Source organism: Limnobacter litoralis, from assembly GCF_030160455.1.
Classification (GTDB): domain Bacteria; phylum Pseudomonadota; class Gammaproteobacteria; order Burkholderiales; family Burkholderiaceae_B; genus Limnobacter; species Limnobacter litoralis.
The window spans coordinates 159,342-182,673 of sequence record NZ_BSOJ01000009.1 but is presented as its reverse complement, the minus strand read 5'-3'; the positions used below and the strand labels follow the sequence as shown (position 1 = coordinate 182,673).

At 53.1% G+C, this 23,332-nt stretch carries 19 protein-coding genes; 8 read left to right on the top strand and 11 right to left on the bottom strand.

The features are described from left to right. Positions 1–280: 280 nt before the first annotated feature. Positions 281–3,121 (top strand): ribonuclease E/G, encoded by a 2,841-nt coding sequence (locus tag QQJ87_RS05000; protein WP_284280329.1) that lies wholly within the window; start codon positions 281–283, stop codon positions 3,119–3,121. Positions 3,122–3,186: 65 nt separating this feature from the next. Here the strand turns inward: QQJ87_RS05000 and QQJ87_RS04995 are convergent, their stop codons facing one another. The 11 genes from QQJ87_RS04995 to QQJ87_RS04945 form a co-directional block, all read right to left on the bottom strand. Further along, positions 3,187–4,728, bottom strand: a complete 1,542-nt coding sequence (locus tag QQJ87_RS04995) for an MDR family MFS transporter (RefSeq protein ID WP_284280328.1) — start codon at positions 4,726–4,728, stop codon at positions 3,187–3,189. An 11-nt stretch (positions 4,729–4,739) separates the two neighbouring features. Next, positions 4,740–5,180: a MarR family winged helix-turn-helix transcriptional regulator gene (locus QQJ87_RS04990; RefSeq protein ID WP_284280327.1), complete on the bottom strand. Its 441-nt coding sequence runs from the start codon at positions 5,178–5,180 to the stop codon at positions 4,740–4,742. A gap of 96 nt (positions 5,181–5,276) precedes the next feature. Then, a complete protein-coding gene (locus tag QQJ87_RS04985) occupies positions 5,277–6,350 on the bottom strand; it encodes a formate dehydrogenase subunit gamma (RefSeq protein WP_284280326.1) in 1,074 nt (357 codons plus the stop codon). A gap of 9 nt (positions 6,351–6,359) precedes the next feature. After that, positions 6,360–6,632, bottom strand: coding sequence for a hypothetical protein (locus QQJ87_RS04980; RefSeq protein WP_284280325.1), 273 nt, complete (start codon positions 6,630–6,632; stop codon positions 6,360–6,362). Beyond that, complete coding sequence (gene fdh3B / locus QQJ87_RS04975; RefSeq protein WP_284280324.1) at positions 6,629–7,240, bottom strand: formate dehydrogenase FDH3 subunit beta; 612 nt, start codon at positions 7,238–7,240, stop codon at positions 6,629–6,631. Before fdh3B ends, QQJ87_RS04980 begins: the two co-directional genes overlap by 4 nt. A 26-nt stretch (positions 7,241–7,266) precedes the next feature. After that, a complete protein-coding gene (locus tag QQJ87_RS04970) occupies positions 7,267–10,146 on the bottom strand; it encodes a formate dehydrogenase subunit alpha (protein ID WP_284280395.1) in 2,880 nt (959 codons plus the stop codon). Positions 10,147–10,215: 69 nt separating this feature from the next. Beyond that, a complete protein-coding gene (locus tag QQJ87_RS04965; RefSeq protein ID WP_284280323.1) occupies positions 10,216–10,443 on the bottom strand; it encodes a twin-arginine translocation signal domain-containing protein in 228 nt (75 codons plus the stop codon). Positions 10,444–10,456: 13 nt separating this feature from the next. Next, a complete protein-coding gene (locus QQJ87_RS04960; RefSeq protein WP_284280322.1) occupies positions 10,457–11,080 on the bottom strand; it encodes a TorD/DmsD family molecular chaperone in 624 nt (207 codons plus the stop codon). Further along, a complete protein-coding gene (locus QQJ87_RS04955) occupies positions 11,080–13,164 on the bottom strand; it encodes a 4Fe-4S binding protein (protein ID WP_284280321.1) in 2,085 nt (694 codons plus the stop codon). The genes QQJ87_RS04960 and QQJ87_RS04955 overlap by 1 nt, the downstream gene beginning before the upstream one ends. Positions 13,165–13,335: 171 nt before the next feature. Further along, positions 13,336–13,926 (bottom strand): DUF3306 domain-containing protein, encoded by a 591-nt coding sequence (locus QQJ87_RS04950; RefSeq protein ID WP_284280320.1) that lies wholly within the window; start codon positions 13,924–13,926, stop codon positions 13,336–13,338. After that, positions 13,919–14,401, bottom strand: a complete 483-nt coding sequence (locus tag QQJ87_RS04945) for a DUF3305 domain-containing protein (protein WP_284280319.1) — start codon at positions 14,399–14,401, stop codon at positions 13,919–13,921. Before QQJ87_RS04945 ends, QQJ87_RS04950 begins: the two co-directional genes overlap by 8 nt. Positions 14,402–14,520: 119 nt before the next feature. On the opposite strand from QQJ87_RS04945, the gene moaA reads away from it, so the two are divergent. From moaA to QQJ87_RS04910, 7 genes are all read left to right on the top strand, one after another. Next, on the top strand, positions 14,521–15,639 hold the full coding sequence (moaA, locus tag QQJ87_RS04940; protein WP_284280318.1) for a GTP 3',8-cyclase MoaA: 1,119 nt from the start codon (positions 14,521–14,523) through the stop codon (positions 15,637–15,639). Positions 15,640–15,646: 7 nt separating this feature from the next. After that, complete coding sequence (locus QQJ87_RS04935) at positions 15,647–16,513, top strand: formate dehydrogenase accessory sulfurtransferase FdhD (protein WP_284280317.1); 867 nt, start codon at positions 15,647–15,649, stop codon at positions 16,511–16,513. A gap of 6 nt (positions 16,514–16,519) precedes the next feature. After that, a complete protein-coding gene (gene mobA, locus QQJ87_RS04930; RefSeq protein WP_284280316.1) occupies positions 16,520–17,110 on the top strand; it encodes a molybdenum cofactor guanylyltransferase MobA in 591 nt (196 codons plus the stop codon). Positions 17,111–17,131: 21 nt separating this feature from the next. Beyond that, positions 17,132–18,391 carry a molybdopterin molybdotransferase MoeA gene (gene moeA / locus QQJ87_RS04925; protein ID WP_284280315.1) on the top strand — a complete coding sequence of 420 codons (1,260 nt, stop codon included), beginning with the start codon at positions 17,132–17,134 and terminating at the stop codon, positions 18,389–18,391. A 91-nt stretch (positions 18,392–18,482) separates the two neighbouring features. Next, complete coding sequence (locus tag QQJ87_RS04920) at positions 18,483–20,582, top strand: ATP-binding cassette domain-containing protein (RefSeq protein WP_284280314.1); 2,100 nt, start codon at positions 18,483–18,485, stop codon at positions 20,580–20,582. Continuing rightward, a complete protein-coding gene (locus tag QQJ87_RS04915) occupies positions 20,575–21,951 on the top strand; it encodes an HlyD family type I secretion periplasmic adaptor subunit (protein WP_284280313.1) in 1,377 nt (458 codons plus the stop codon). Before QQJ87_RS04920 ends, QQJ87_RS04915 begins: the two co-directional genes overlap by 8 nt. Positions 21,952–22,053: 102 nt before the next feature. After that, positions 22,054–23,325: an Ig-like domain-containing protein gene (locus QQJ87_RS04910; protein ID WP_284280312.1), complete on the top strand. Its 1,272-nt coding sequence runs from the start codon at positions 22,054–22,056 to the stop codon at positions 23,323–23,325. The last annotated feature ends 7 nt before the right edge of the window (positions 23,326–23,332 follow it).

The window sequence follows — 23,332 nt, the reverse complement described above, 5'->3', positions numbered from 1 at the left end:
TCGGAAAAGAGGCGCGAGGCTTTACGCCCGCCTTGGCAATTGAAAGATTTATTGCCCCAGAGCGAGTAGAACACACCGCTTTGGGTTATGAGAAGGCAAATTCACGCGAACACCCCATCCGGTGTGCGTCAAACCAATGTTATTGTTTTTACAAATTGTTTTGGTGATTTCTCAGGCGCTTACCGTCGCCTGACCGCTTGGCCCTCCTGCAATCAGTCTTTCTGCTGCATTCCACTTTTCCGGCATCTCCTTTTCGCACCACTGGTGCTTTGGAGTGTGCATGAAGCGCATGTTATTTAACGCAACCCACGCTGAAGAGCTGCGGGTTGCCATCGTCGACGGCCAACGCCTGATCGACATCGACATTGAAACCGCCGGGCGTGAACAACGCAAAAGCAACATCTACAAAGGGGTTATCACCCGTGTAGAGCCCAGTCTTGAGGCTTGTTTCGTCAACTACGGCGAAGACCGTCACGGTTTTCTGCCTTTCAAGGAAATTTCACGACAGTATTTCAAAGACGGCAGCGATGTCAGTCGGGCAAAAATCCAGGAAGCCATCACGGAAGGCCAGGAATTGCTGGTGCAAGTCGAAAAAGAAGAACGTGGCAACAAGGGCGCAGCCCTGACCACGTTTATCTCGCTTGCCGGCCGCTATTTGGTTCTGATGCCGAACAATCCTCGCGGCGGCGGTGTTTCACGCCGAATCGAAGGCGAAGAGCGTCAAGAACTACGTGAAGCCCTGGACAAACTGGAATACCCCAAGGGTATGTCCATCATCGCCCGAACAGCCGGTATTGGCCGTTCTGTCGAAGAGTTGCAGTGGGACTTGAATTACCTGCTCCAACTGTGGAATGCCATTGACGGCGCCGGAAAGTCGGCCAACGGTGCGTTCCTGATCTATCAAGAATCCAGTCTGGTTATCCGCGCCATCCGTGATTACTTTCACCCCGACATCGGTGAAGTACTGATCGACACGGATGATATCTATGAGCAGGCCAAACAGTTCATGCAGCACGTCATGCCCGACATGATGCATCTGGTCAAACGCTATCGCGATGACATCCCGCTGTTCTCCCGCTTCCAGATCGAACATCAAATCGAAACGGCCTACAGCCGGATGGTGCCACTGCCCTCGGGCGGTGCAATCGTGATTGACCACACTGAAGCCTTGGTCTCCATCGACGTGAACTCTGCGCGATCCACCCGAGGCGCAGACATCGAAGACACAGCCCTGAAAACCAACCTGGAAGCCGCAGACGAGGTAGCACGTCAGCTACGCCTGCGCGACCTGGGTGGCCTGATTGTGATCGACTTCATCGACATGGAGAAGGCCAACAATCAGAAAGAAGTGGAGCAACGCGTTAAAGACGCCTTGCATTTTGACCGTGCACGCGTGCAAATGGGCAAGATCAGCCGTTTTGGTTTGATGGAACTGAGCCGTCAGCGCATTCGCCCTGCCCTGAACGAGGGTTCACACACCACCTGTCCACGTTGCAATGGCACCGGCGTCATTCGTGACACCGAAAGCACCGCCCTGCATGTGCTTCGTATTCTCCAAGAAGAAGCCATGAAAGAAGGCACAGCTGCCCTGCATGCCCAAGTGCCTGTGGACGTGGCCACCTTCTTGCTTAACGAGAAGCGCTCTGAAATTTACAAACTGGAGGCGCGCCTGAAAGTGTCGATTCTGCTGCTGCCCAACAAGCACCTGGAAACGCCGCATTACGAGGTTTCGCGCATTCGCCACGACGACGATCGTCTGGAAGATTCCCGTTCAAGCTTTGATCTGGTCACCGCCAAAGAAGAGCCTTCTTACTATGACAAGAAGGTCGAAGAGGCCGGAAGCAAGCGCCAAGAGGCCATGATCAAGGGAATCATCCCTGCTGTACCAGCCCCAGCCCACACAGAGCGCAAACCCAAGGAAACACCGGTTACGCCTGCACTGGAGGCCAAACCCACCCTGTTCGAACGAATCATGGCGTGGTTCAAACGAGACAGCAAACCAGCCGCAGCAGCACTGCCTGCACCGGTAGTCAGTTCGCCAAGGCCCTCCGCCAATCAGGGTGAACGCAACGCTGATCGCAACAACAGAAACCGCAACCGCAGACGTGGTGGCCAGCGCAACCGTGACGAAGAAGCCTTACCGACTGGGCAGTCTGCTGCTGCAGACGGCGGATCGTCCGAAGGCGGACGCAACCAACGCCCTCAGCGCGGAGACAGAAATCGTCAAGGCGATCAACAGCGGTCCTCCGAGTCAAAAGTGACTGAAATCAACGTGGCCGAGGGCATTCAGCCACAGGCTGGCGCCGATGACCAAGGTGAAGCCGGAGAACGCAGCCAGCAGAACCGCCGCAGAAGAAGCAGGCGCGGCGGTCGCGGAAGTGGTCGCATGCAAGGCGATGAAAGTGCAATTAACGCCGCCGTTGACCAAAACACGGCCGGATCAACCGACAACGTCGAATCAGCCGAAGAGGAACTGGCCAACAAGATTGCTGAAACCGTTTCTTACGGCCCAGAAGAGCGCGCAAACGCCGATGGCGAATCTGGCGAGCCACGTCGCCGTCGCCGCCGCCGTCGCGGTGGTCGCACAGGTCAGGATGATCAAGGCACCGAGCAACAGGCAGAATCTCAGGGCGAGGCCGCGTCCGAGTCCAATGAGGCAGTCGTCCAGGAAGCCGCTGAGGTACCGGTGACACCAGCAATCGCCTCCGTCGAGCCTGCAATGGTCGAGGTGGCCCCGGTTGTTCAATCCACACCTGAAGTTGTTGAGACTGCGGCAGAGCCTGCCATCGAAGTGGCAACAATTGACACTTCAGCAACCGAGTTGAGCGCGGAACCCGCGCTTACCCAAGCACCAGTGGCCATAGAGGCCAAAGCTGCTGAAGTGAAAGCGACTCCGGCAAAGCCAGTGGAACCGGCGGTTAACTTGCTGGATGTGGTGAGTGCAGCGGGCATGCTTTGGGTTGAAACAGATCGTGAAAAGTGGTCTGTTGTTCAAAGCCGACTTGCTGCCGAGCCAAAGCAAGAGCGCACGCCGCGCCTTCGCAAGCCCGCCATCAAGATCGACAGCGAGAACCTGGTGCTGGTTGAAACCAAACCTGAATATCGCCAGTCTGCCAACTAACTCGAAGGCATTGCACTGTCTGTAAAAAAAGGACCCCACAAGGGTCCTTTTTTAATTGGCTTTGACTAATCCATCACCATCGCCTCTGCACTCTCTGTTTTGGAGGGTGGATGAGTCGGTTGTTTCATCAAGACCAACAAGGGCATGGCCATCAGGGTGAGTACCATCATGAGCCAGAAATCATCGACATACGCAATCATTGCCGCCTGACGAGTCACGATTTGATTGAGCTGCATAAAGCCTGCTTGGGTGTGAAGATGCAACTGCTCAATCAGGCTAGGGCTTTGCAACGCAGGATTGGTGCTTGAAATATGTTCTGCCAGGGACGAATGGGCTACTTGCGTGTTTCGAACCAGCAGGGTTTGAACGATCGAGATGCCGATGCTACTGCCGATGTTTCTGACCAGACTGTACAGCGCTGTTCCCTGTGCACGCATTCCGGAATCAAGGGTTGCAAATGTTGCAGCACTCAAAGGGACAAACACCAAACCAATGCCAACGCCTTGAATGACCCCAGGCCACACAATGTCGCTGGGTTCGATGTCCAGGTTGTAGCCACTCATTTGCCACAACGAAAACACAGTCAAAGAGAACCCGATCGACAAGAGAAGACGCAACTCGACCCGGCCCACCAGCCTGCCCACCACCAACATCGCAAACATGGTGCCTAGCCCAGTGGGTGCAGTCACCCAACCTGCCATCAACGCAGGGTAACCCAGCAGGTTTTGCAGCAGGGTCGGGGTAATGGCCCGCACGGCGAACAGAACCAGACCCACGATAAAAATAAAAAACAGGCCACTGATGTAGTTTCTGTTTTTCAACAGGCGAAGATCAAGAAAGGCCTGGTCGGGGTCGGTGTACCAACTGTGTATGACAAAACAGCCGAAGCCTAAAATCATCAGGGTGAGCTCAATCCAGGTTTCAAGTGAGCCAAACCAGTCGTTTTGCTCACCACGATCAAGCAACATCTGCAAAGCGCCGATCGCCAGGCTCAGGCTGGTAAAGCCATACCAGTCAAATCCATTGCCTTTTTTGCCCGGCAATCGGTCAATAAAGCGCCAAATGCCATAAAAGGCCATCAAACCCACAGGCACATTGATGAAAAACACCCAACGCCAGTTGTAACTGTCGGTGAGCCAACCGCCCAATGTCGGGCCTAATATGGGTCCAACCATGACCCCCATGCCCCACACGGCCATGGCACTGCCCTGCTTCTCACGGGGGTTGATCTCAAGAAGCACGGCCTGGGAAAGCGGAACCAGACTGGCGCCAAATACGCCTTGCAACAGCCGAGCAAGCACCATGGTGACCAGTGAATCGGAGATGCCGCAGAGAACCGAGGCCACAGTGAACCCAGCCACAGAGACGAGAAAAACCTCCTTCTGACCGAAACGCGCGCACAACCAGCCAGTCAGCGGCGTGGCAATGGCCGCGGCAACGATGTAGGACGTCAAAACCCAGGCAATTTGATCCTGAGAAGCCGACAGACTGCCTTGCATGTGCGGCAAGGCCACGTTGGCAATGGTGGTGTCCAGCGTTTGCATGATCGTGGCCAGCATGATGGAAATGCTGATCATTTGCCGGTTCAACGGCCCCCTTCTGTCCATGCTGGTGCCGCCTATTCAGATCTTGAATTGTCGATTCGTTCGGTTAAACCCTCTAGCAAGGCAGACATCGCCTGCAATTGCTGTTGATCCAGACCCACCAAAATTTCGGCTCGAAAGCTGTCTGCCCGTTTGCGCAATTCACGGTGGATATCATGGCCCTTGTCGGTCAGTGCAATCCGCTTGACCCGTCGATCACTTTCACAGGGCTGACGTTCTATAAGCTCAGCTTTGACCAGTCGATCCAGCATGGAAACCATGGTGGCCCCCTCCACGCCCAATTTATTGGCCAAATCGATTTGAGACAGGGGTTCGCGATTTCTGGCCACCATGGCGATGGTCATCCAGGCAGCCTGGCTCAAACCAAGGGACTTCAGGCGACGATCCAGCGCATTGCGCCAGCTTCGCGCACAATTGTGTAGCGCCAGTGCAAACCGGTCTTGAGTGTCGTTCATGATAGATAGACGTCATTTGATTAGATATCTAACTATATCATTGAAAAAAAAGCCGTTCAAGAAGAACGGCTTGTCAAGAGCACTACAATTTATGGGTCAGCTTAGAACCTGAGAGCCCATGACCTCAGCACCTTGCTTGGAACGGACCGCCGGTACTTTGCCTGCCTTGATGTCGTTGTACCAATCTTCGTGGTGTGCTTTCGCCCAGGTTTCGTCCACGTAACCATCACGCATGGCTTCCAAAGCACCTTCCATGCCAATGGAGCCGATGTAGATGTGGCCCAGCGCCATGCTGATAAAGACGATTGCAGCGGTGGCGTGTACGACGTGGGCCTGTTGCATGGTTAACCGTACCTGGTCAAAGTTGGGAAAGTCCAGAATGTAGCCTGTGACCGAGACTGCAATTCCCAGTGCGGTCACACCGCCCCAAAACCACACCTTTTCGCCCATGTTGAAGCGGCCAGCTGGCACATGTCCAAACAGACCACCGGCTTTTTTCAGCCACAGCATGTCGTTTTTCTCGGGCAGATTGTCTTTCACGTACATCACAAAGAAGACGATGATACTGACTGAAAACAAAGGCCCTACAAAGTTGTGGACGTTTTTACACAGAATGGCGATCCAGGAAAAAGCAGTCAGACCCAACACGGGCGCAACCACGTACTTGCCAAACATCAGCAAAAGACCTGTGGTGCCCAGTGCAACAAAACTGAATGCCATGGTCCAGTGAGCAAGTCGCTCGGCTGAAGTGAAGCGTTCAATCAGACGGCCAGTGCGCTTTTCAGGCAATTTGATCGGACCTTTCAACAGGTACACAGCCATAATGGCCAGGAAGGCGAGGGAAACCAGCCAACCACCGTATTGAATGATTCGATCGTTGCGAATTTCGCGCCAGACCTCGCCGCTTTTGTTGATGAGCACACCGGTTTCACGACCTTTGGCCTGGGTCACAAAGCTTTCACCCGAGGACGCAGCACGCCACACTGGCGCATTGTTGCCCGGTTGCTCAGCCTGACGTGCGGCCTGCTCTTTGGACAGCGCTGTTTGATCGGCGTGCGAAACGCCTGAAAACAACACTGCTAACATTGCAAACATCACGATGGCCAACCACTTGAACACCGCCCCGGTTAGGGGCGCTGCAGCCTTTAGAGGCATTGAGACTGTAGTCATCCAAACCTCCTATTTGTTGTTGCTGACCGTATCCCTGGGTGGTGTACGGTTGTACTCATTTTGCCCCTTGGAGCGATTGGTCAAGGCTTCCTGCCAGCTGGTTTTGTCGCCAGGCGTAAAGTCATTGGCAGAAAACTTGCCACCGTTGCCTGAGTAGGCCGGTGTATCAGCCTTGCCTGCGTAGCCTTTGCCACCGTTGGCTTGTTCCAGCTTGGAACATCCTGCGGTCAAAGCCAAAAGGCCGACAGAAAGTGCCACTACCATTGTGTTGGTGACTTTCATGACGCGGCTCCTTCTTTCTTCTCGGGCTTACCGTAGGCAGAATTCCAGCCCCACAGTTCAGCACCTTTGCCGCGAATCAGCACGCGGTTGCGGAAAATGTCAGAAATGACATCGGCATCGCCAGCCAACAAAGCCTTGGTCGAACACATTTCTGCGCACAGTGGCAGCTTGCCCTCTGCAAGGCGGTTGCGGCCATATTTTTCAAACTCGGCTTCAGAGTTGTTTTCCTCTGGGCCACCTGAACAGAAAGTGCACTTGTCCATCTTTCCGCGCTGACCAAACTGACCTTCTTGCGGGAACTGGGGCGCGCCAAACGGACAAGCGTAGAAGCAATATCCGCAACCGATGCACAGGTCTTTGTCATGCAGCACAACGCCTTCATCGGTTTTGTAGAAGCAATTAACCGGGCACACTGCCATGCAAGGTGCGTCTGAACAGTGCATGCACGCCACAGAGATTGACTTCTCGCCTGGCTCACCGTCATTGATCGTGACAACGCGGCGGCGATTGATGCCCCATGGGATTTCATGCTCGTTTTTACAGGCAGTGACGCAGCCGTTGCACTCGATACAGCGCTCGGCATCACTTAGAAACTTCATTCGTGCCATTTTTTTCTCCTTTGTACCTTAGCGCCTTAAACGGCCTTCTCGATCTGACAAACAGTCGTCTTGGTTTCCTGCATCATGGTGACGGCGTCGTAACCATAGGTGGTTGCGGTGTTGACCGCCTCACCACGCACGATTGGATGCGCACCCTCTGGGTAGTAGGCCAGCATGTCTTTGCCTTGCCAGTGACCCGAGAAGTGGAACGGCAAGAACACAGTGTGCTCATCCACGCTGCGAGTGACGTGCGCCTGCACCAGCAATTTCGCGCCAGTCGGTGTTTTGACGTGCACTTTGTCGCCGTTTGCAATGCCACGGTCGTTGGCCACCTTGGGGTGAATTTCAACAAACATTTCCTGTTGCAATTCTGCCAGCCATGGGTTGGAGCGAGTTTCCTCGCCACCACCTTCGTATTCCACCAAGCGACCAGAAGTCATGATCAACGGGAAACTCTTGTTGATGTCCGCATTTTTCTCCTGGATGGATTTGTACAGCGTCGGCAGGCGCCAGAAGTTCTTCTTGTCGTCGTGCGTTGGATACTTGGCCACAAGGTCAGGACGTGTCGAATACAGCGGCTCACGGTGTTGTGGAACCGGATCAGGGAAGTTCCAGACCACGGCACGTGCGCGCGCGTTACCAAATGGATGACAGCCATGTTTCATCGCCACACGCTGAATACCGCCCGACAGATCGGTTTTCCAGTTTTTGCCATCTGCAAGCTTCTTCTCATCCTCTGTAAGATCGTCCCACCAGCCCAATTTTTTGAGCATGTCAGACGTAAACTCTGGATAGCCCGTTGTGATTTCAGCACCCTTGGAGTAAGAGCCATCTGCTGCCAACAGCGAAACACCATCTTTTTCAACGCCGAAGTTGGCGCGGAAATTACCGCCACCATCCATGACATTCAATGAAGTGTTGTAAAGCACTGGAGAGCCAGGGTGCTTCAGCTCGGGTGTGCCATAGCAAGGCCAAGGCAATCCGAAATAATCGCCATCACATGGACCACCCTCGGCACGCAGACTGCGCACATTGAAGGTGTGCATATTTTTCATGTGCATTTTCAAACGTTCCGGGCTCTGGCCGCTCATACCGATCGTCCAGGTGCCACGGTTAATTTCTTGAAGAATAGATTCGATTTCAGGCTCTTTCATTCCGCCTTTGCCATCGACCATCTTGTAGTTCTTGACAAGTTCGTTTGCGAAACCTAGCTTCTGTGCAAACTGATACATAATCATGTGGTCAGTGCGGCTATCGAACAAAGGCTCGATCACCTGCTCGCGCCACTGCATGGATCGGTTGGAGGCGGTTACTGAACCATGTGTTTCAAACTGCGTGGTAGAAGGCAGCAGATACACTTCCCGGTTCGGATTCAAATCAGCGGGGTCGCCAGGCATGGCAGCCATGGCGGCTGTTGCAGAGGGATAAGGATCAATCACGACCAACAGATCGAGCTTGTCCATGGCACGCTTCATGTCCAGACCACGAGTCTGAGAGTTCGGTGCGTGGCCCCAGAAGAACAGGCCCTTCAAATTGCCGGCCTTCTGATCGATCAGTTCAGGATTCTCCAATACACCATCTACCCAGCGGGAAACGGTCATCCCGCTCTTGCTCATCATGTCTTCGGCGTAGCGGCCCTTGACGTATTCATAATCAAGACCCCAAACGCTGCACCAGTGCTTCCATGAACCTTCAGCAATGCCGTAATAGCCTGGCAATGAATCTGGGTTGGGTCCTACGTCGGTGGCACCCTGTACGTTGTCGTGACCGCGGAAAATATTGGTGCCACCGCCTGATACACCTACGTTACCTAAGGCCAGTTGCAGAATACAAGAAGCACGAACCATGGCGTTACCGATGGTATGCTGGGTTTGGCCCATGCACCACACCAGAGTGCTTGGGCGGTTTTTGGACATGGTCTCGGCCACATAATAAACATCGGCCTCGGATACGCCGCAAGCCTCTTCCACTTTGTCGGGAGTCCACTTGGCAAGTACATCGGCCTTGACCTGGTCCATGCCATAAACCCGGTCATTGATGTACTTGGTGTCTTCCCAGCCGTTCTTGAAGATGTGGTAAAGCACTCCGAACAGGAAAGGAATGTCTGAACCTGAACGAATGCGGATGTGCTTGTCAGCACGGGCCGCCGTGCGTGTGAATCGAGGGTCGACCACAATCATTTTTGCGCCAGTTTCCTTGGCGTGCAGCATGTGCAGCATAGAGACTGGATGCGCCTCGGCAGCGTTAGAACCAATGTACAACGCGCACTTGGTGTTCTGCATGTCGTTGTAGGAGTTGGTCATGGCGCCATAACCCCAAGTGTTGGCCACACCCGCCACTGTGGTGGAGTGGCAAATTCGGGCCTGGTGGTCGCAGTTGTTGGTGCCCCACAGGGAAACCCACTTGCGCATCAGATAGCTTTGCTCGTTGTTGTGCTTGGATGAGCCTACGAAGAAGATGGAGTCAGGTCCGCTCTTTTCGCGCAAAGCCAGCATTTTCTTGCTGATGGCATCCAGTGCCTCATCCCAAGTGATTTTGGTGTACTTGCCATTCACCAATTTCATGGGGTACTTCAAGCGGTGCTCACCGTGACCGTGCTCACGCAGGGCCGCGCCCTTGGCGCAATGCGAACCCATGTTGATGGGGCTGTCGAACACGGGGTTTTGACGTACCCAAACACCGTTTTCGACGACCGCATCCACTGCGCAACCCACTGAACAATGAGTACACACGGTGCGTTTGACTTCAATCTTTCCACCGTTGGTGGCCTTGGCCTCGGCGCTGGCCTTTTTGACCATGCCGAAGGGCAACGCGCCGGCGACTGCACCAGCGCCAACGCCGATACCGGATTTCTTCAAAAAGGCACGGCGGTCCATGGTACCCATGGCGCTGCCCAGTTTATGCAACAAATTCATGCGGGCTGTTGGTGCTGCCTGAACTTGCAAGTTGGACTCTTTCTTCTTCAACATTCCAGTCTCCTGCAATTAAACCAGCAAGGTTCGGTAGTAAGTTTTGACGTGGTCTGACAGCTGATAACCGTCCCCTTTAACCGGTGTGGCTGAAGGTTCGGCTTGCGCCACCTTTTCGACTGTCTGCGCCTTCTGGCTGGCCAATAGCGCAGCACCAGCGGCAGCGGCACCCACGCCGGCTCCCAGCAGGAACTGACGCCGAGAAGCCACTGACTTGTCATTCATCTTGGATTTGTTCGTCATATTGTCACCTCGATTAAACTGCGTGTTCAAAGTCAAAAGACTGAGTTTCCACATCAAAAAACACTTTGGCCAAACGGCCAACAACCTTGTAAAAATCTGTTTTTCCGCCATGCTCTATGGCCTGCATGGCCTCTTCGTACCAACCCGCAATGTGGTTGTGAAAAAACGCCCTCTGCACAGAAAAGGCAACCGGGGGATCGTCGGCAAGTATCAAATACCGCATCACTTCACAAAGAAAGGCCAAATGGTCTTCCGTTTCAACCATGGATTCATCGCGCTCCAAGCCCAAAGCGGCCAAGTCGTTGCGCAATTTGATCAACGGCTTCTCATTGAGGAAACCGGTTTGGTAGTAAGAACCAAACAGAAAAATTTCGGGCCTGCCCACGCCAATAAAACTGTCGTCGTATTCGGACTTGATTGCCGCTGAATCAACATGCTTGACCGCACGAAGCAATTCGGAAAACTCAAAGCCCAAAGGGCTGGCAAGGTCTACGCTTGAAGGATCAATTTCACGAAAACGCGCCAGAAAACTGTCGTCTACACGTCCGGCAAAAAGTTGCGCCAGAAGGCTGTAGAAATCCGCCCTGGCCCAGTCTTCACCTGCGATGCTGTTGTCTCGGGGATGAACGGAGGTCATTACTTTTTCTCCACAATTTTCATTTCATCTTCTGCCCTGAACATGTCATTGACCCGACAGTCCCCGCACATGGTGAGTCGCTTGGCATTTTGCGCAAACATGCTGTGAGCAGACAACTTGGTCAACATGGTTTCGATCATGTGGCGGGTGCCAAAGGGCTTGCCACAAGAGGTGCAGTGATAAGGCTGACTTTCATTCAATACCTGACGACTGCGCGCAGCCGCACCCAGCTGTAACTGGGGCACCAGGGTCAATGCATCTTCCGGGCATGTGTTTACACAAAGGCCGCACTGCACGCAGTTGCGTTCAATGAATCGAAGCTGGGGCGTTTCAGGATTGTCAATCAGAGCCGAGGCCGGGCATGCGCTGGTGCATGACATGCACAAAGTACACTTCGACGTGTCTACAAGCACCTTGCCGAAAGGCGAAGGCGCAGCCAGGGGAATCGGGGAGGACACATCCGTACCGGATTGATCGGCAAGGTGATCCAAGGCGAATTCCATTCGGCCGCGTTTGGTGCCTGACATTTCAAACGCTGCGGCCTGCCAAGTCTTCTTGAATCCGCCAAGCTTCTGCCTGTATATGTCGGCCGCATCGGCTTGTGCAAGCACTCTCACCCTGGCCTCATAGCCAAGGGCAACCATCACGGAATTAACCCACTGAACTTGATTATTCAATGCCTCGCCGTAGAACCCATGCTCTTCGGGAGTCATCACGAGCGTAACGCGCGATGCGCCAAAGGCAAAAGCGGTCAGCCAGAGGTCAGGACCGATGCTGGCCGTGTGATGCACATCCAGAGGGAGCACCGCATGCTGGCAGCTTTGCGCCAAATCATCACTGGCTTTCACTTTCTCCAGCCAGTCATGCGTCAAGGACGACGCATGAAACACAAGATCCACTGGCAAGTCAGCATGCTGGCGATAGGTTTCAAGCGCCCGTCGCAATGCTTCACCCATGGCGACCGCGGGCGTGTAGGCATATTGAAGAGCACCCGTCGGACAGACTGTTGCACATGCGCCGCAACCCAGGCACAGATGAGGGGTTACAGCAATTTTCTCGCCAATGGAGCGAATGGCCTTGGTGCTGCAAGTGTCAATACAAGCAGAACATCCGGATTGACCTGAACGATCGTGCGCGCAAAGATTGGGCCTGTATTCGAAAAACTTGGGCTTTTCAAAATCCCCCACGGTCTGAATCGCTTCCAGCATGACCTGGGTCATCTGAGTCGGCCCGCCCTCCACCTTCCAGTAACCAAGAGGTGGCTGCCTGTCCAGAAAAAGTCCTGACGCAGTGCAGTCAATCACCATGTCGTATTCGCGCTTTTGAACCTCTTTCAGGGCGCCGAAACGAATGGCCTTGAAATCACCGCAAGCCTTGACGCAGGCGCCACTTCTGTCGCAGCGATCCAGGTCAATAAACAGGCCATCGGCGTCTATGCTGCTGGTCGGGCAAGCCTCGACACAAGCACCGCAACGTGTGCAAAGTTCGGCGTCGATCGGATTGGTTGCCACCACCTCCAGCTCAAATTTGCCAAGGTAGCCGGTGGCGCTCTCAACTCGCCCGTAAATTACGTTCAGCGCACGGTCAGCAGGCAAGCGCGTGCCGCCTGCATCTGCGATGAAAAAATCAACAGACAGGTTTTGCGCAAGCATGGCCGAGTATTCGAGCATGTCTGCGTTGTCACCCAACACCGCAACCCTCCCGGAGGTTTGAAACAACACGGGCGGCACTGCATCTGCCGTGAAATTCTGATGGTAGGAGGCCAATGCGGCTGTGACTGCAGCGGAAACACCCTTCACATTGGGCTGAGCACGCATGGCTCCGCGCAAATTCACAAAACGAATGGGTTGAAAGGCCTGATCAACGTCGAGCAAAGCCTCAAACACGGCACGCTCTTGGGTGCATCCCACCAAGGCGGTGCTGGCGCCTGCATTGGCAATAGACGCCTGAAGACCAGACATGCCTCCGCGACAAGCCTGCTGGGCAGTGTGCAAGCCCTCTGCCTGCAACACTGATGCAAAATCGTCGGCCGTGCCATTTTGACTGCCGCGACATTCACAAACCCAGACGTCTAATTTGCTCATTGTGTGTTTGTAGTTATTGACTGCTATAGATTTGTTTAGCAATCTTCATGCCAATTCTTTCAAAGTAAAAAATTGAAAAGAAACAGTCACTTGACTCAGACCTATTTTCTGCTGCAGAGCAGCATGGCACATTTTGTCTGATGCATTGTGACCATCAAGGACAAAATGACCCTACTCTGAGTCGGGCTTTTGCGTGGAATCCGACTCTTCGGTCGTGGGGCTTGATGTCTGGGTGTGGCCCACTGAAGGCGAAATCTCAGGCACTTCGTCGGCAACTGGCTGATCGCCCTGGGGTAAACTCGGATCGCTTAGCAAATCAACCCTGGACAACAGTGCTTTCGCCGATTCCATTTTGTTGATTTCGACGTCATCCAACTTGTCATAGACGTTGAAATCTTCCATATAAACGTCCAAATAGTCGATCACGCCTAATTCGGGCAACTGAAACAAGGTTTTAAACGCCTTGTTTCTAAGATGTGGATCGACCTTTGGATTCAGGAACTTTTGAATACCACCATTGTTGAACACGTCGTTGAGATTGGCTTCCGTCGGAAGCGCATCGTCAAGTGGCTCAGAATCAACAACCTGATCGAGTAAAGATTGCTTCGGAGGGTCGGAAATAGCAGGTATAGAATCGGCCTGAGGAGCAGATTCCGGGATTTCTGACGGTGTGCCATTTTGACGTATCCCATCGCTCGATTCCGATCTTTTGTCGTTTTCACGTTTTAAACGGGACCAACGGCTTAAAAATCGATCACTCATGGTTGTACCGCTCGCCGGGTGAGACAAATGATTGGGGGCGACGTCTGCGCTTGGGTTCCGGCTGATAACGGGCTTGAACCAACTCTGCAAGCCAGGCCGCCATAACCCCCGGCATGGGCAGCGTTTGCACGTTTTCATTGGAGTCCATCCAACGTGCAGCAACGTCATAACTTGCCGTCACATCCACAACGGTGGGTAATTTGCTCACGTCCTCATCTGGATGACGAACCAGAAAAGAAAGGCACGGATTCTCGGCATCAAGATTGAGAAAGTAGCCTTGCAGTTCATCTTGATACACGCGCAAAACCAGATTCTGAAAAACGCCAGACTCCTTCTCTAGATCCGTGACCACCGCCTCTGCTGGCAACAATTCCATGACATTCCAGCGCACTGGCTGCCAAACAGAATTTTGTTTGACCAAAGCCAGCTTGACTCTCAATTCGACTTCTGCCAAAGCCAGAAAATTTGTATCCAATTACGCCTCGCTGTGTTGCCTCGCCTTTTAAGTAAAGGCACAATCGCCCTTATTACATAGAAAGATACCCCAGTATCACAATTAGAGTTTGCCCCTAACAGGGTCAGGGATAAAGGAACATGACAGAACGAGTGATTCAATTGGTTCCTGAAAGTGCGAGTAACATACCTCTCGATTTTGCAGCACCACAGAACAACACATTGCCCACAGACAAACGCAACAGAAGACTGCATGATCTGCGCATATCAGTGACAGATCGCTGCAATTTCCGTTGCGTGTACTGCATGCCGAAATCGATTTTCGACAAAAACTACACCTTTCTTCCGCACCAGTCTTTGTTGACCTTCGAGGAGATTCGCGACGTCGCCCAATCATTCGTCAAACTCGGTGTTGAGAAAATAAGACTGACTGGTGGTGAACCCCTGCTGCGAAAAAACCTGGAAATTCTCGTGGAGGAGCTGGCGGCATTGCGCACTCCACTGGGCAAACCGGTTGAACTGACCTTGACCACCAACGGCACCCTCTTGCCTAAAAAAGCCAAGGCACTGAAAGAAGCGGGCTTAAACCGAATCACAGTCAGCCTGGACGCCCTGAGCAATGCGACCTTCAAGGCCATGAATGACGTGGACTTCAGTGTTGAACAGGCACTGGAAGGCATTCAGGCCGCCCATGAGGCTGGGCTGGGGCCAATCAAGGTCAATATGGTGGTCAAAAAGGGCATGAACGACCATGAAATTGTGCCGATGGCACGCTATTTCAAACAAACACCGCATATTCTTCGATTTATCGAATACATGGACGTGGGCAGCAGCAACGACTGGAAACTGGATGAAGTGCTGCCATCTCGGGAAGTTCTGAATCTCATCGCCCGCGAGGTCGGCCCACTGCGTCCTCTTGATGCGAACTACACCGGCGAAGTGGCTGAGCGGTGGGCCTACAGCGACGGTCAGGGAGAAATTGGCGTGATCTCTTCAGTCACCCAAGCCTTTTGCAAAGATTGCTCACGGATTCGATTGTCAACCGAAGGCAAGCTGTACACCTGCCTGTTTGCCAATCAAGGACACGACATCAAGCCACTGATTCGCAACACCGAATTGTCCTCAGAAGACCGTCTGATCAAAATGGAATATGCGATTCGCAACCTGTGGACGGCACGCCGCGACAATTACAGCGAAATCCGCTTCAACAACACCATTCCCAAATTGCCCAAAATCGAAATGTCGTACATCGGAGGGTAAACGCGCAATGACGCTGAAGATCACGCAGGCAGCGATTGCCAGCACCATCGAAATACAGGCCACCAATGAACGTGGCGAACGTGTGTCGGTGCAAATCTCGGGTGAACACCCCTTAACACTTTATCTGGACAAGAAGGAACTTCTGACACTGATGACCTTGGGCGCGCAACCCGAAGCGCTTGCATTGGGATGGCTTATTAATCAAAGGTTTATAAAACACATTTCAGAAATCGATTCGATACAGGTTGATTGGGAGACCGAGTCGGTTGCGATCACCACAAGCCGCTTCAAGCAAACCGGGCAAAGCTATTGGGAGCTGCCAGAACACACCGGCCTGCTGGACAAAAAGACCACCACGACGGGTTGCGGGCAAGGCACTGTGTTTGGCGACATGATGCAAGACCTTGAGTCCATCCATCTGCCGACCACCTTTCCTTTGAATGAAAGTGTGCTGTACACCATCATGGACAAGGTTCGAAAGCACGAGTCCGTCTACAAAACGGCAGGCGCCGTTCACGGCTGTGCCCTGTGTTCCAACAGCGGAGAAAACCGAGGGGAAATCCTGCTGTTCGTCGAGGACGTGGGAAGGCACAATGCAGTGGACGCCATTGCCGGCTTGATGTGGATGAAAGGCATCACTGCCGAGGACAAGGTATTCTACACCACAGGCAGGCTGACCTCCGAAATGGTCATTAAATGTGCGCAGATGGGAATTCCCGTTCTGGTCTCCAGGTCTGGGCTGACCCAGATGGGATATGACATTGCGCGCAAGCTGGGCATCACGATGTTGGGCCGCTGTCAGGGCAAACACTATCTGCTCTACACCGGCGAGAGCCGCTTTGTACAAGAACCACAAACTGGAATTTACGCGTAGTAGATCATGATCGACAAAGAACAAATAGAGGCTGTTATTCTGGCCGGCGGCATGGGCCGCCGAATGGGTGGTGTAGACAAAGGTTTGCAAACCTTCAAAAATGCGCCTCTGGCCTTGCACGCGCTCTTGAGACTGCAGCAACAACTGGACTACATTTGCATCAATGCAAACCGCAACCTGGGAGCGTATGAGGGTTTTGGTCTGCCCGTGGTGTGCGATCGTCTGACCGACTACCAAGGTCCGCTAGCCGGTATTCATGCAGCGATGAGCGAATCATCAGCCCCATTCATCCTGAGCGTGCCTTGCGACGTGCCCTTTTTCCCCCTGAATCTGGCTGAAAAACTCTACGCACCGTTTGAAGATGACCCACAACTTGAACTGACAATCGCATCCTCTCAAGGGAAGTCACAACCGGTGTTTATGATGGCGAAAAGTCATCTTTTGATGAGCATTGAAGACTTTTTGAAGCGCGGCGAGCGAAAGATCGACAAATGGTACGCCAACCACCGCCATGCCTTGGTGGAATTTGACGATCCGGCTGCATTTCACAACGTGAACACACTGCAAGAACTCGCTGAATTGGAAAAGCAGTCCTGACACACCCAACAATAGCAAGCCATGACAGATTCCAACAAAACCCTTCGCGTTGATGAGGCCAAAGCAGCCATCAATGCCCTGTTAAACCGGGTCACGACAATGCGTCGTGTTGCCCTGCGCGACGCGCTTGATCAGATACTGGCAGAGGACATTCTTTCGCCGATTGATGTGCCGCCGCATGACAACTCCGCCATGGATGGTTATGCCTTTTCGGGGCAATCGTTGCAACCGGAACTTCCCCAAACACGGCTTAAAATTGCCGGCACTGTGCTGGCGGGTCAGGCCTATGAAGGCAGCGTTGCACGCGGCGAATGCGTGCGCATCATGACAGGGGCGCCCATGCCAGCTAATTGCGACACCGTGATCATGCAAGAGCTGACGACAACCGACGCTGAACGCACCTGTGTTTCATTTGACAGCCAGGCAGTGCGACCAGGCGACAACCGCCGACTGCGTGGAGAAGATTTAACACGGGGCAAACCTGCGCTTGTCGCAGGCAAGGTGCTGCGCCCTGCAGACCTGGGTTTGCTGGCCTCCATCGGCATTGCGGAGGTGCCGGTGTACAGCAAGTTGCGCGTGGCTTTTTTTTCCACAGGCGATGAACTTCGCTCTTTGGGGCAAGTGCTGGACGCCGGCTGCATTTATGACAGCAACCGATACACCCTATTCGGCATGCTGATGCGGCTGCGATTCATCGAGCTGATTGACCTTGGCGTGGTGCAAGACAGCCCGGAAGCGCTGGAGGCCGCCATGCAGCGCGCAGCCGACCACGCCGATGTCATCCTGACCTCCGGGGGCGTCTCTGTGGGAGAGGCTGATTTCACCAAAGACGTGGTGGAAAAGCTGGGCAGCGTCAACTTCTGGAAAATTGCCATGCGACCGGGGCGCCCCATGGCCTTTGGTTTGGTCAACCGCACACAGCGTGGCGGGCAAGCGGTGCTGTTCGGTTTGCCGGGCAATCCGGTTGCAGTCATGGTGACTTTCTATGCATTTGTGCGCGAGGCGCTGTACAAATTGGCAGGTTCCATTCAGGGCGAATTGCCTGTACAGAACGTGAAATTGGCCCATGATGTGCGAAAGAAGCCAGGTCGAACGGAATACCAGCGGGCACGAATCGAATGGAGGGACGGACAGGCCTATGCCAACCTCACCGGCTCCCAAGGCTCGGGCATCTTGCGCAGCATGTCGGATTGCGATGGTCTATTGCTTTTGACCCATGATCAAGGCAGCCTGTCAGCGGGTGACTCTGCACTGTTTGTGCCGTTTGAGGGACTAGTCTAACCACTCGGGGTGAACCAACCGAGTGATTTGCAAGCCTTGATGCAGGGCATACCATACGACGTGTTCAATCGTCGATGTGTGCCCTCCTTTCATGCTTCAAGACCTGCGTATTCCCGCCACTGAATTTGTCTCTGCCTTTGAACAGGCGTTGAACAACAATGGTTACGCTTTCCTGAAAAGTCATTGGGAGCTTGCCTGCCAGCAAAATGGCGATCCTCTCAAGTGCGCTCAATCCTATCTATCCAGCTGCAACATCCCCTTTGAAATCCATCTGAATGTCAGGCGAGGAGAAAGTGGCAACCTGCCTGAACACGCCTTGGTTGAGTTGCCCGAAGGTAGTTTCACCCAAGCAGGTAGCCTTTCCACGCTGCAATTGCCGGACGACTTTACATTGCCACGTGTATTGATTTTGCGTGAGCGAAGCGACTGGGTGCACCCCAAAAGCCCGAATGTCATGGGCCTTGTGGAGTTCTGGAAAAAACTGGCCAATTGCGATTGGTTGATGCAAGCCTTAAAGGCGAGTGTTCCAACTTTGAAGCCGGTCATCTGGGCCTCGATATTGATCAACCTGCTGGCACTGGCTCCGCCGTTTTTTTCCATTCAGGTGTATGACCGAGTCATCCCGAATGAGGCGTATGCCTCGTTGTTTGCCCTCTTGGCGGGTGTCATTGTCTGTCTGGTTTTTGATCATCTTCTGAAGCACGCAAGGCATCGACTGACCGAATACGCGGCCACAGTGAGTGATGCTCAATGCACGGAATTAATCTCCAGGCGCTTGCTTGCAAGCACTTCGGCGCAGGCAGACCCGGCGCATCTGCTGCAACATTTGCGCTCGTTCGAGAGCATTCGAGACATCATCACGGGCATGTTTCTGGTCACTTTGATTGATTTGCCGTTTCTGGTGCTTTTTATGGCCATCATCGCAATCATTCACCCTTTGTTTTTGTTGATTTCACTCAGTGTGGCAGCCATCACCAGTCTGTTGGTGGCTTACACACACCGCAAAATTGCGACTCATGGTCAGCAACACATTCAGGAATTCCGGGAAAACCAATCCAAATGGCTGGACGTCATCCAAAACCTGGAAGGCATTCAGCTACACGGCATTCAAAACCCGTATGCCGAAGTCCTGAACAAGGGTCAATTGCTGAGCAGAATCAGCAGCAACAACATGCGAGAAGTGGTGTTCGCATCGGGCCAACTGATTTACCTCTTGCAGCAGATTAGTTGGGTCAGCACGATATGTCTTGGTGTCTTTTTGATCGTCAACCAGATGTTGACTGTGGGTGGATTGATCGCTGTGTCCATGTTGACCATGCGTTGCTTTGCTCCGATTTCGCGTCTTCAGGGTCAACTCATACAAACGCATGCAGCGCAGGCAGGCTTTGAGGACCTTGATCGTTTTTTGTCCTCCACAACAAGGCCGTCAGGTCAAAGCGCATCTGGCAATCTTGCAAGGTTTGAAATCAGGCAAGCGTGCGTTCTTAAACCCGGTATTGAAAAACCCCATCCTCTGGAAGCCGATTTTCTGCTTCATCACGTTGACATGCGATGGCAAGGTGGTGATCGGATCGGCATTATTGGGCCAGCAGGATCAGGCAAGACATCGCTGCTGAAAATGATCGCTGGTCTTCATCCACTCTGGACCGGCCAGTACATGCTCAATGACATGGAAGCCAAATTCTTTGATGGACTTGAATTGGGTCGTCAAATCGGGTTTGCGCAACAACCTCCCCTCTTGTTGAAGGCGACCCTATTCGAGAACCTGACTTTGAAGCGCCCCTGGATCACGGAAAAAGAGTGCTGGGCTGCGCTGGAGACAGTGGGACTGGCCGATTGGGTCAGGCGTCAGGCTCAGGGACTAAGCCTGCAAATTGAAAATGCGGGGAGCAACCTGTCCTCAGGTCAGAGACAGATGGTTTCATTGGCCAGAGCCATGGCTGGAAGCCCGTCTCTTCTACTGCTGGATGAGCCAACTGTTTGCCTCGATCAACAATCAGAAAACTATTTGATTTCAGCGCTGAGGTCACTTCCTTCGTCCACCACTTTGCTTTTCACCACACACAAACTCAATTTGCTTGCCTGTGCATCCAGGCTGGTACTCATGAACAATGGCACTGCAATCGCCCAGGGAGAAAAAGCGACTGTGTTAAAAGAAGCTCAGGCATTACAGGAGCGAGTTCATGCTTGAACGCGTCTTGAAGATTCACCGAGTGTTGTCCCGAAAACTTCACCAATTTTTGTATCCCGAGCCAGTGCTGATCGCTGGTTCCAGCCATTTGTCCATTTCACAGATCAGGGAATTGCACTCCTCACAAGGAAGAGCCGATCGACTTGTTAAGCTGACTTTATTGGCCTTTCTGGTTTTGCTGGTTTGGGCTGCCTTGGCCCAGGTGCCTCAATCGGCCATTGGAGAATCAAAGGTCATTCCTTCACAGAAGCTTCAAATTGTTCAGGCTGTGGATGGCGGTGTCATTACTGACATTGAGGTGCATGAAGGACAACTGGTCAAGGCGAGCCAAACCCTGATACAGATCGACACAACGCGTTTCAGCTCAAACGTTCATGAAAAAGAAGCCATTGAGGCGAGCCTCACAATGCGTGAAGCGCAACTGATGGCCCTGCTGAATCACTCTGAAATGAAAGTGCCAGAGGACATGAAGTCCAAGTACCCTGATCTCTACGCACAAGAAACCAAACTCCTGAATTCCAAGTTGCAAGAATGGAATTCAATGACCGAAATCAACGAACAACTGCTTACACAAAAGCAACAGGAACTGGCTGAGGCTGAAAGTAGAGCCCGAGCTGCTGCAAGCGCGCAAAGCCTTGCAGAACAGGAACTGGCAAGCATGCGACCACTTCTGAAGAGCGGTGCCGTTTCGCCAGTGGAAGTACTCAGGATTGAGAAAGACGTTGCGAGTGCCAAGGGCGATTATCAAGCGGCCAGTGCACAAAGCGCCAGATTGAAGTCCGCAATTTCTGAGGCACGTGAAAAAATCAAGGAAACGCGATTGAAACTGGAAAATCAGGCTCGGTCAGAATTGGCGGACACCAAGGGCAAGCTAGAAAGCCTTGCACAAAACCAGATCGAATTGAGCGACAGGGTCAAGCACGCTACTCTGAAAGCCCCCGTCGATGGCCTGATCCAGAGAATCCTGTACAACACCAAAGGTGCAGTGGTGCCTGCCGGGAAAGAGGTTGTTGAAATTGTGCCTATTGATGAGCAACTGGTCTTTGAAACGCGCATAAGCCCCAAAGACATCGCGTTTATTCGGCCAGGCCAGAAAGCAACCATTAGGGTGAGCGCCTACGATTCCTCAATTTTTGGTGCAATCCATGGTGAAGTGTCCAATATTTCGGCTGACAGCCTTACAGATGATTATGGCAAACCCTATTACGCCGTCAAAGTAACGGCTCCACGTGTGGGCACGAATCCTCAGATCAAGCTGATTCCGGGCATGGTGGCCAATGTCAGCATCGAGACTCAGGAACGGTCTGTGTTGTCATATCTGACCAAGCCTATTCTCAGAGCGTCACCAAAAATATTTACCGAACGTTAGACCAACCGATAAAACCACCAGAACGGGATAGCAAACCCAAAAAAAGGAACCAGGCTGAACATTTGATCACTCAGGCTATGACCATTAGCGACAAGGATCAAAATGAGCCAAACACCAGCGACTCCATCCACTCAGTGCGGCCCAGGCGAAAACCTAGCGGTGCCCAGGCGCCCTCGAAAGGGCCTGAAACGTAAACCTGAAACAGAAGTTGTCGTTCAGCTTGGCCCGTTTACGCACGGGCAAATCACGGAACCCAACGATGTCCATCCCCTTGATGGTCCGACTGGCTGGTTGGTGCGCCCCAACACCGGCGAAATTGTGCCTTTCAATGATGAACCTGCCGCCAAGAACGTCATTCGCAAATACATTAACGTTGAAGCGCAAGACAACAACGCGCCTCGCGACCTTCCGCTGACACACACAGGCTATGTGGTTGAGCACCACATTTCCAATGAATTGCCTGTTTACGATCCGGGCGTTCATGAAAACGGTCAGCAACAAATCACTTATGTAGAAAACTACTACCAGACAGTGACTTGCCAGGACATGCCGAAGACGCCGGTAAACCCCAGCGATAACCCCACAATTACGCCTTCGGAGCCCACACCCACGCCAACGCCTGATCCTACGCATACGCCTGATCCTACGCACACGCCTGAACCGACGCACACGCCTGAACCGACGCACACGCCTGAACCGACGCACACGCCTGAACCGACGCACACGCCTGAACCTACGCACACGTCAGAACCTACACATATACCCAGCGACTCCCAGCATCATGACCCCGTTCAGGCCAACGACGACTGCGCGGCCACACATGAGAATCAGAGCATCACGATTGATGTATTAAACAATGATCACGGTGGGCCATTTACAATCACCAATGCGTTTGCAGACCATGGAAGCGTAGTCATTTCAGATGGAAAACTACAATACACGCCGCACAGCGACTACACAGGCACAGACCACATTATCTACACCATCTCGAATTCCACGGGTCAAACGGATTCCGCGGGGGTACTGGTGAATATTGTTTCGGCTTCAAATTACAACGGCGCTCAGAGTAACAGCAACCCCCTGGGAGACAGCATTGCTGATGAAGTCCGAAATCAGTTGAATCCCTCGTCGACCAACGAATCCTCACACGCGGGTGACTCATCCACCATGCACACCCAACAATGGGATTCCGAGGCGTTCAATGGTTCCAGTGAAATTTTATTCCCACACGCCTCGAACTCAGGGGTGATCTTCGAGCAATCTGGCGCAACGCAGGCTCATGCAGCTGCCAGCCAGAGCAGCTCGAGTTTTCACGCTTCAATGGGACATATCGATATCGGTACCCCTCAAGTTGAAGAAATGCACGCCGCGTGACCACTAC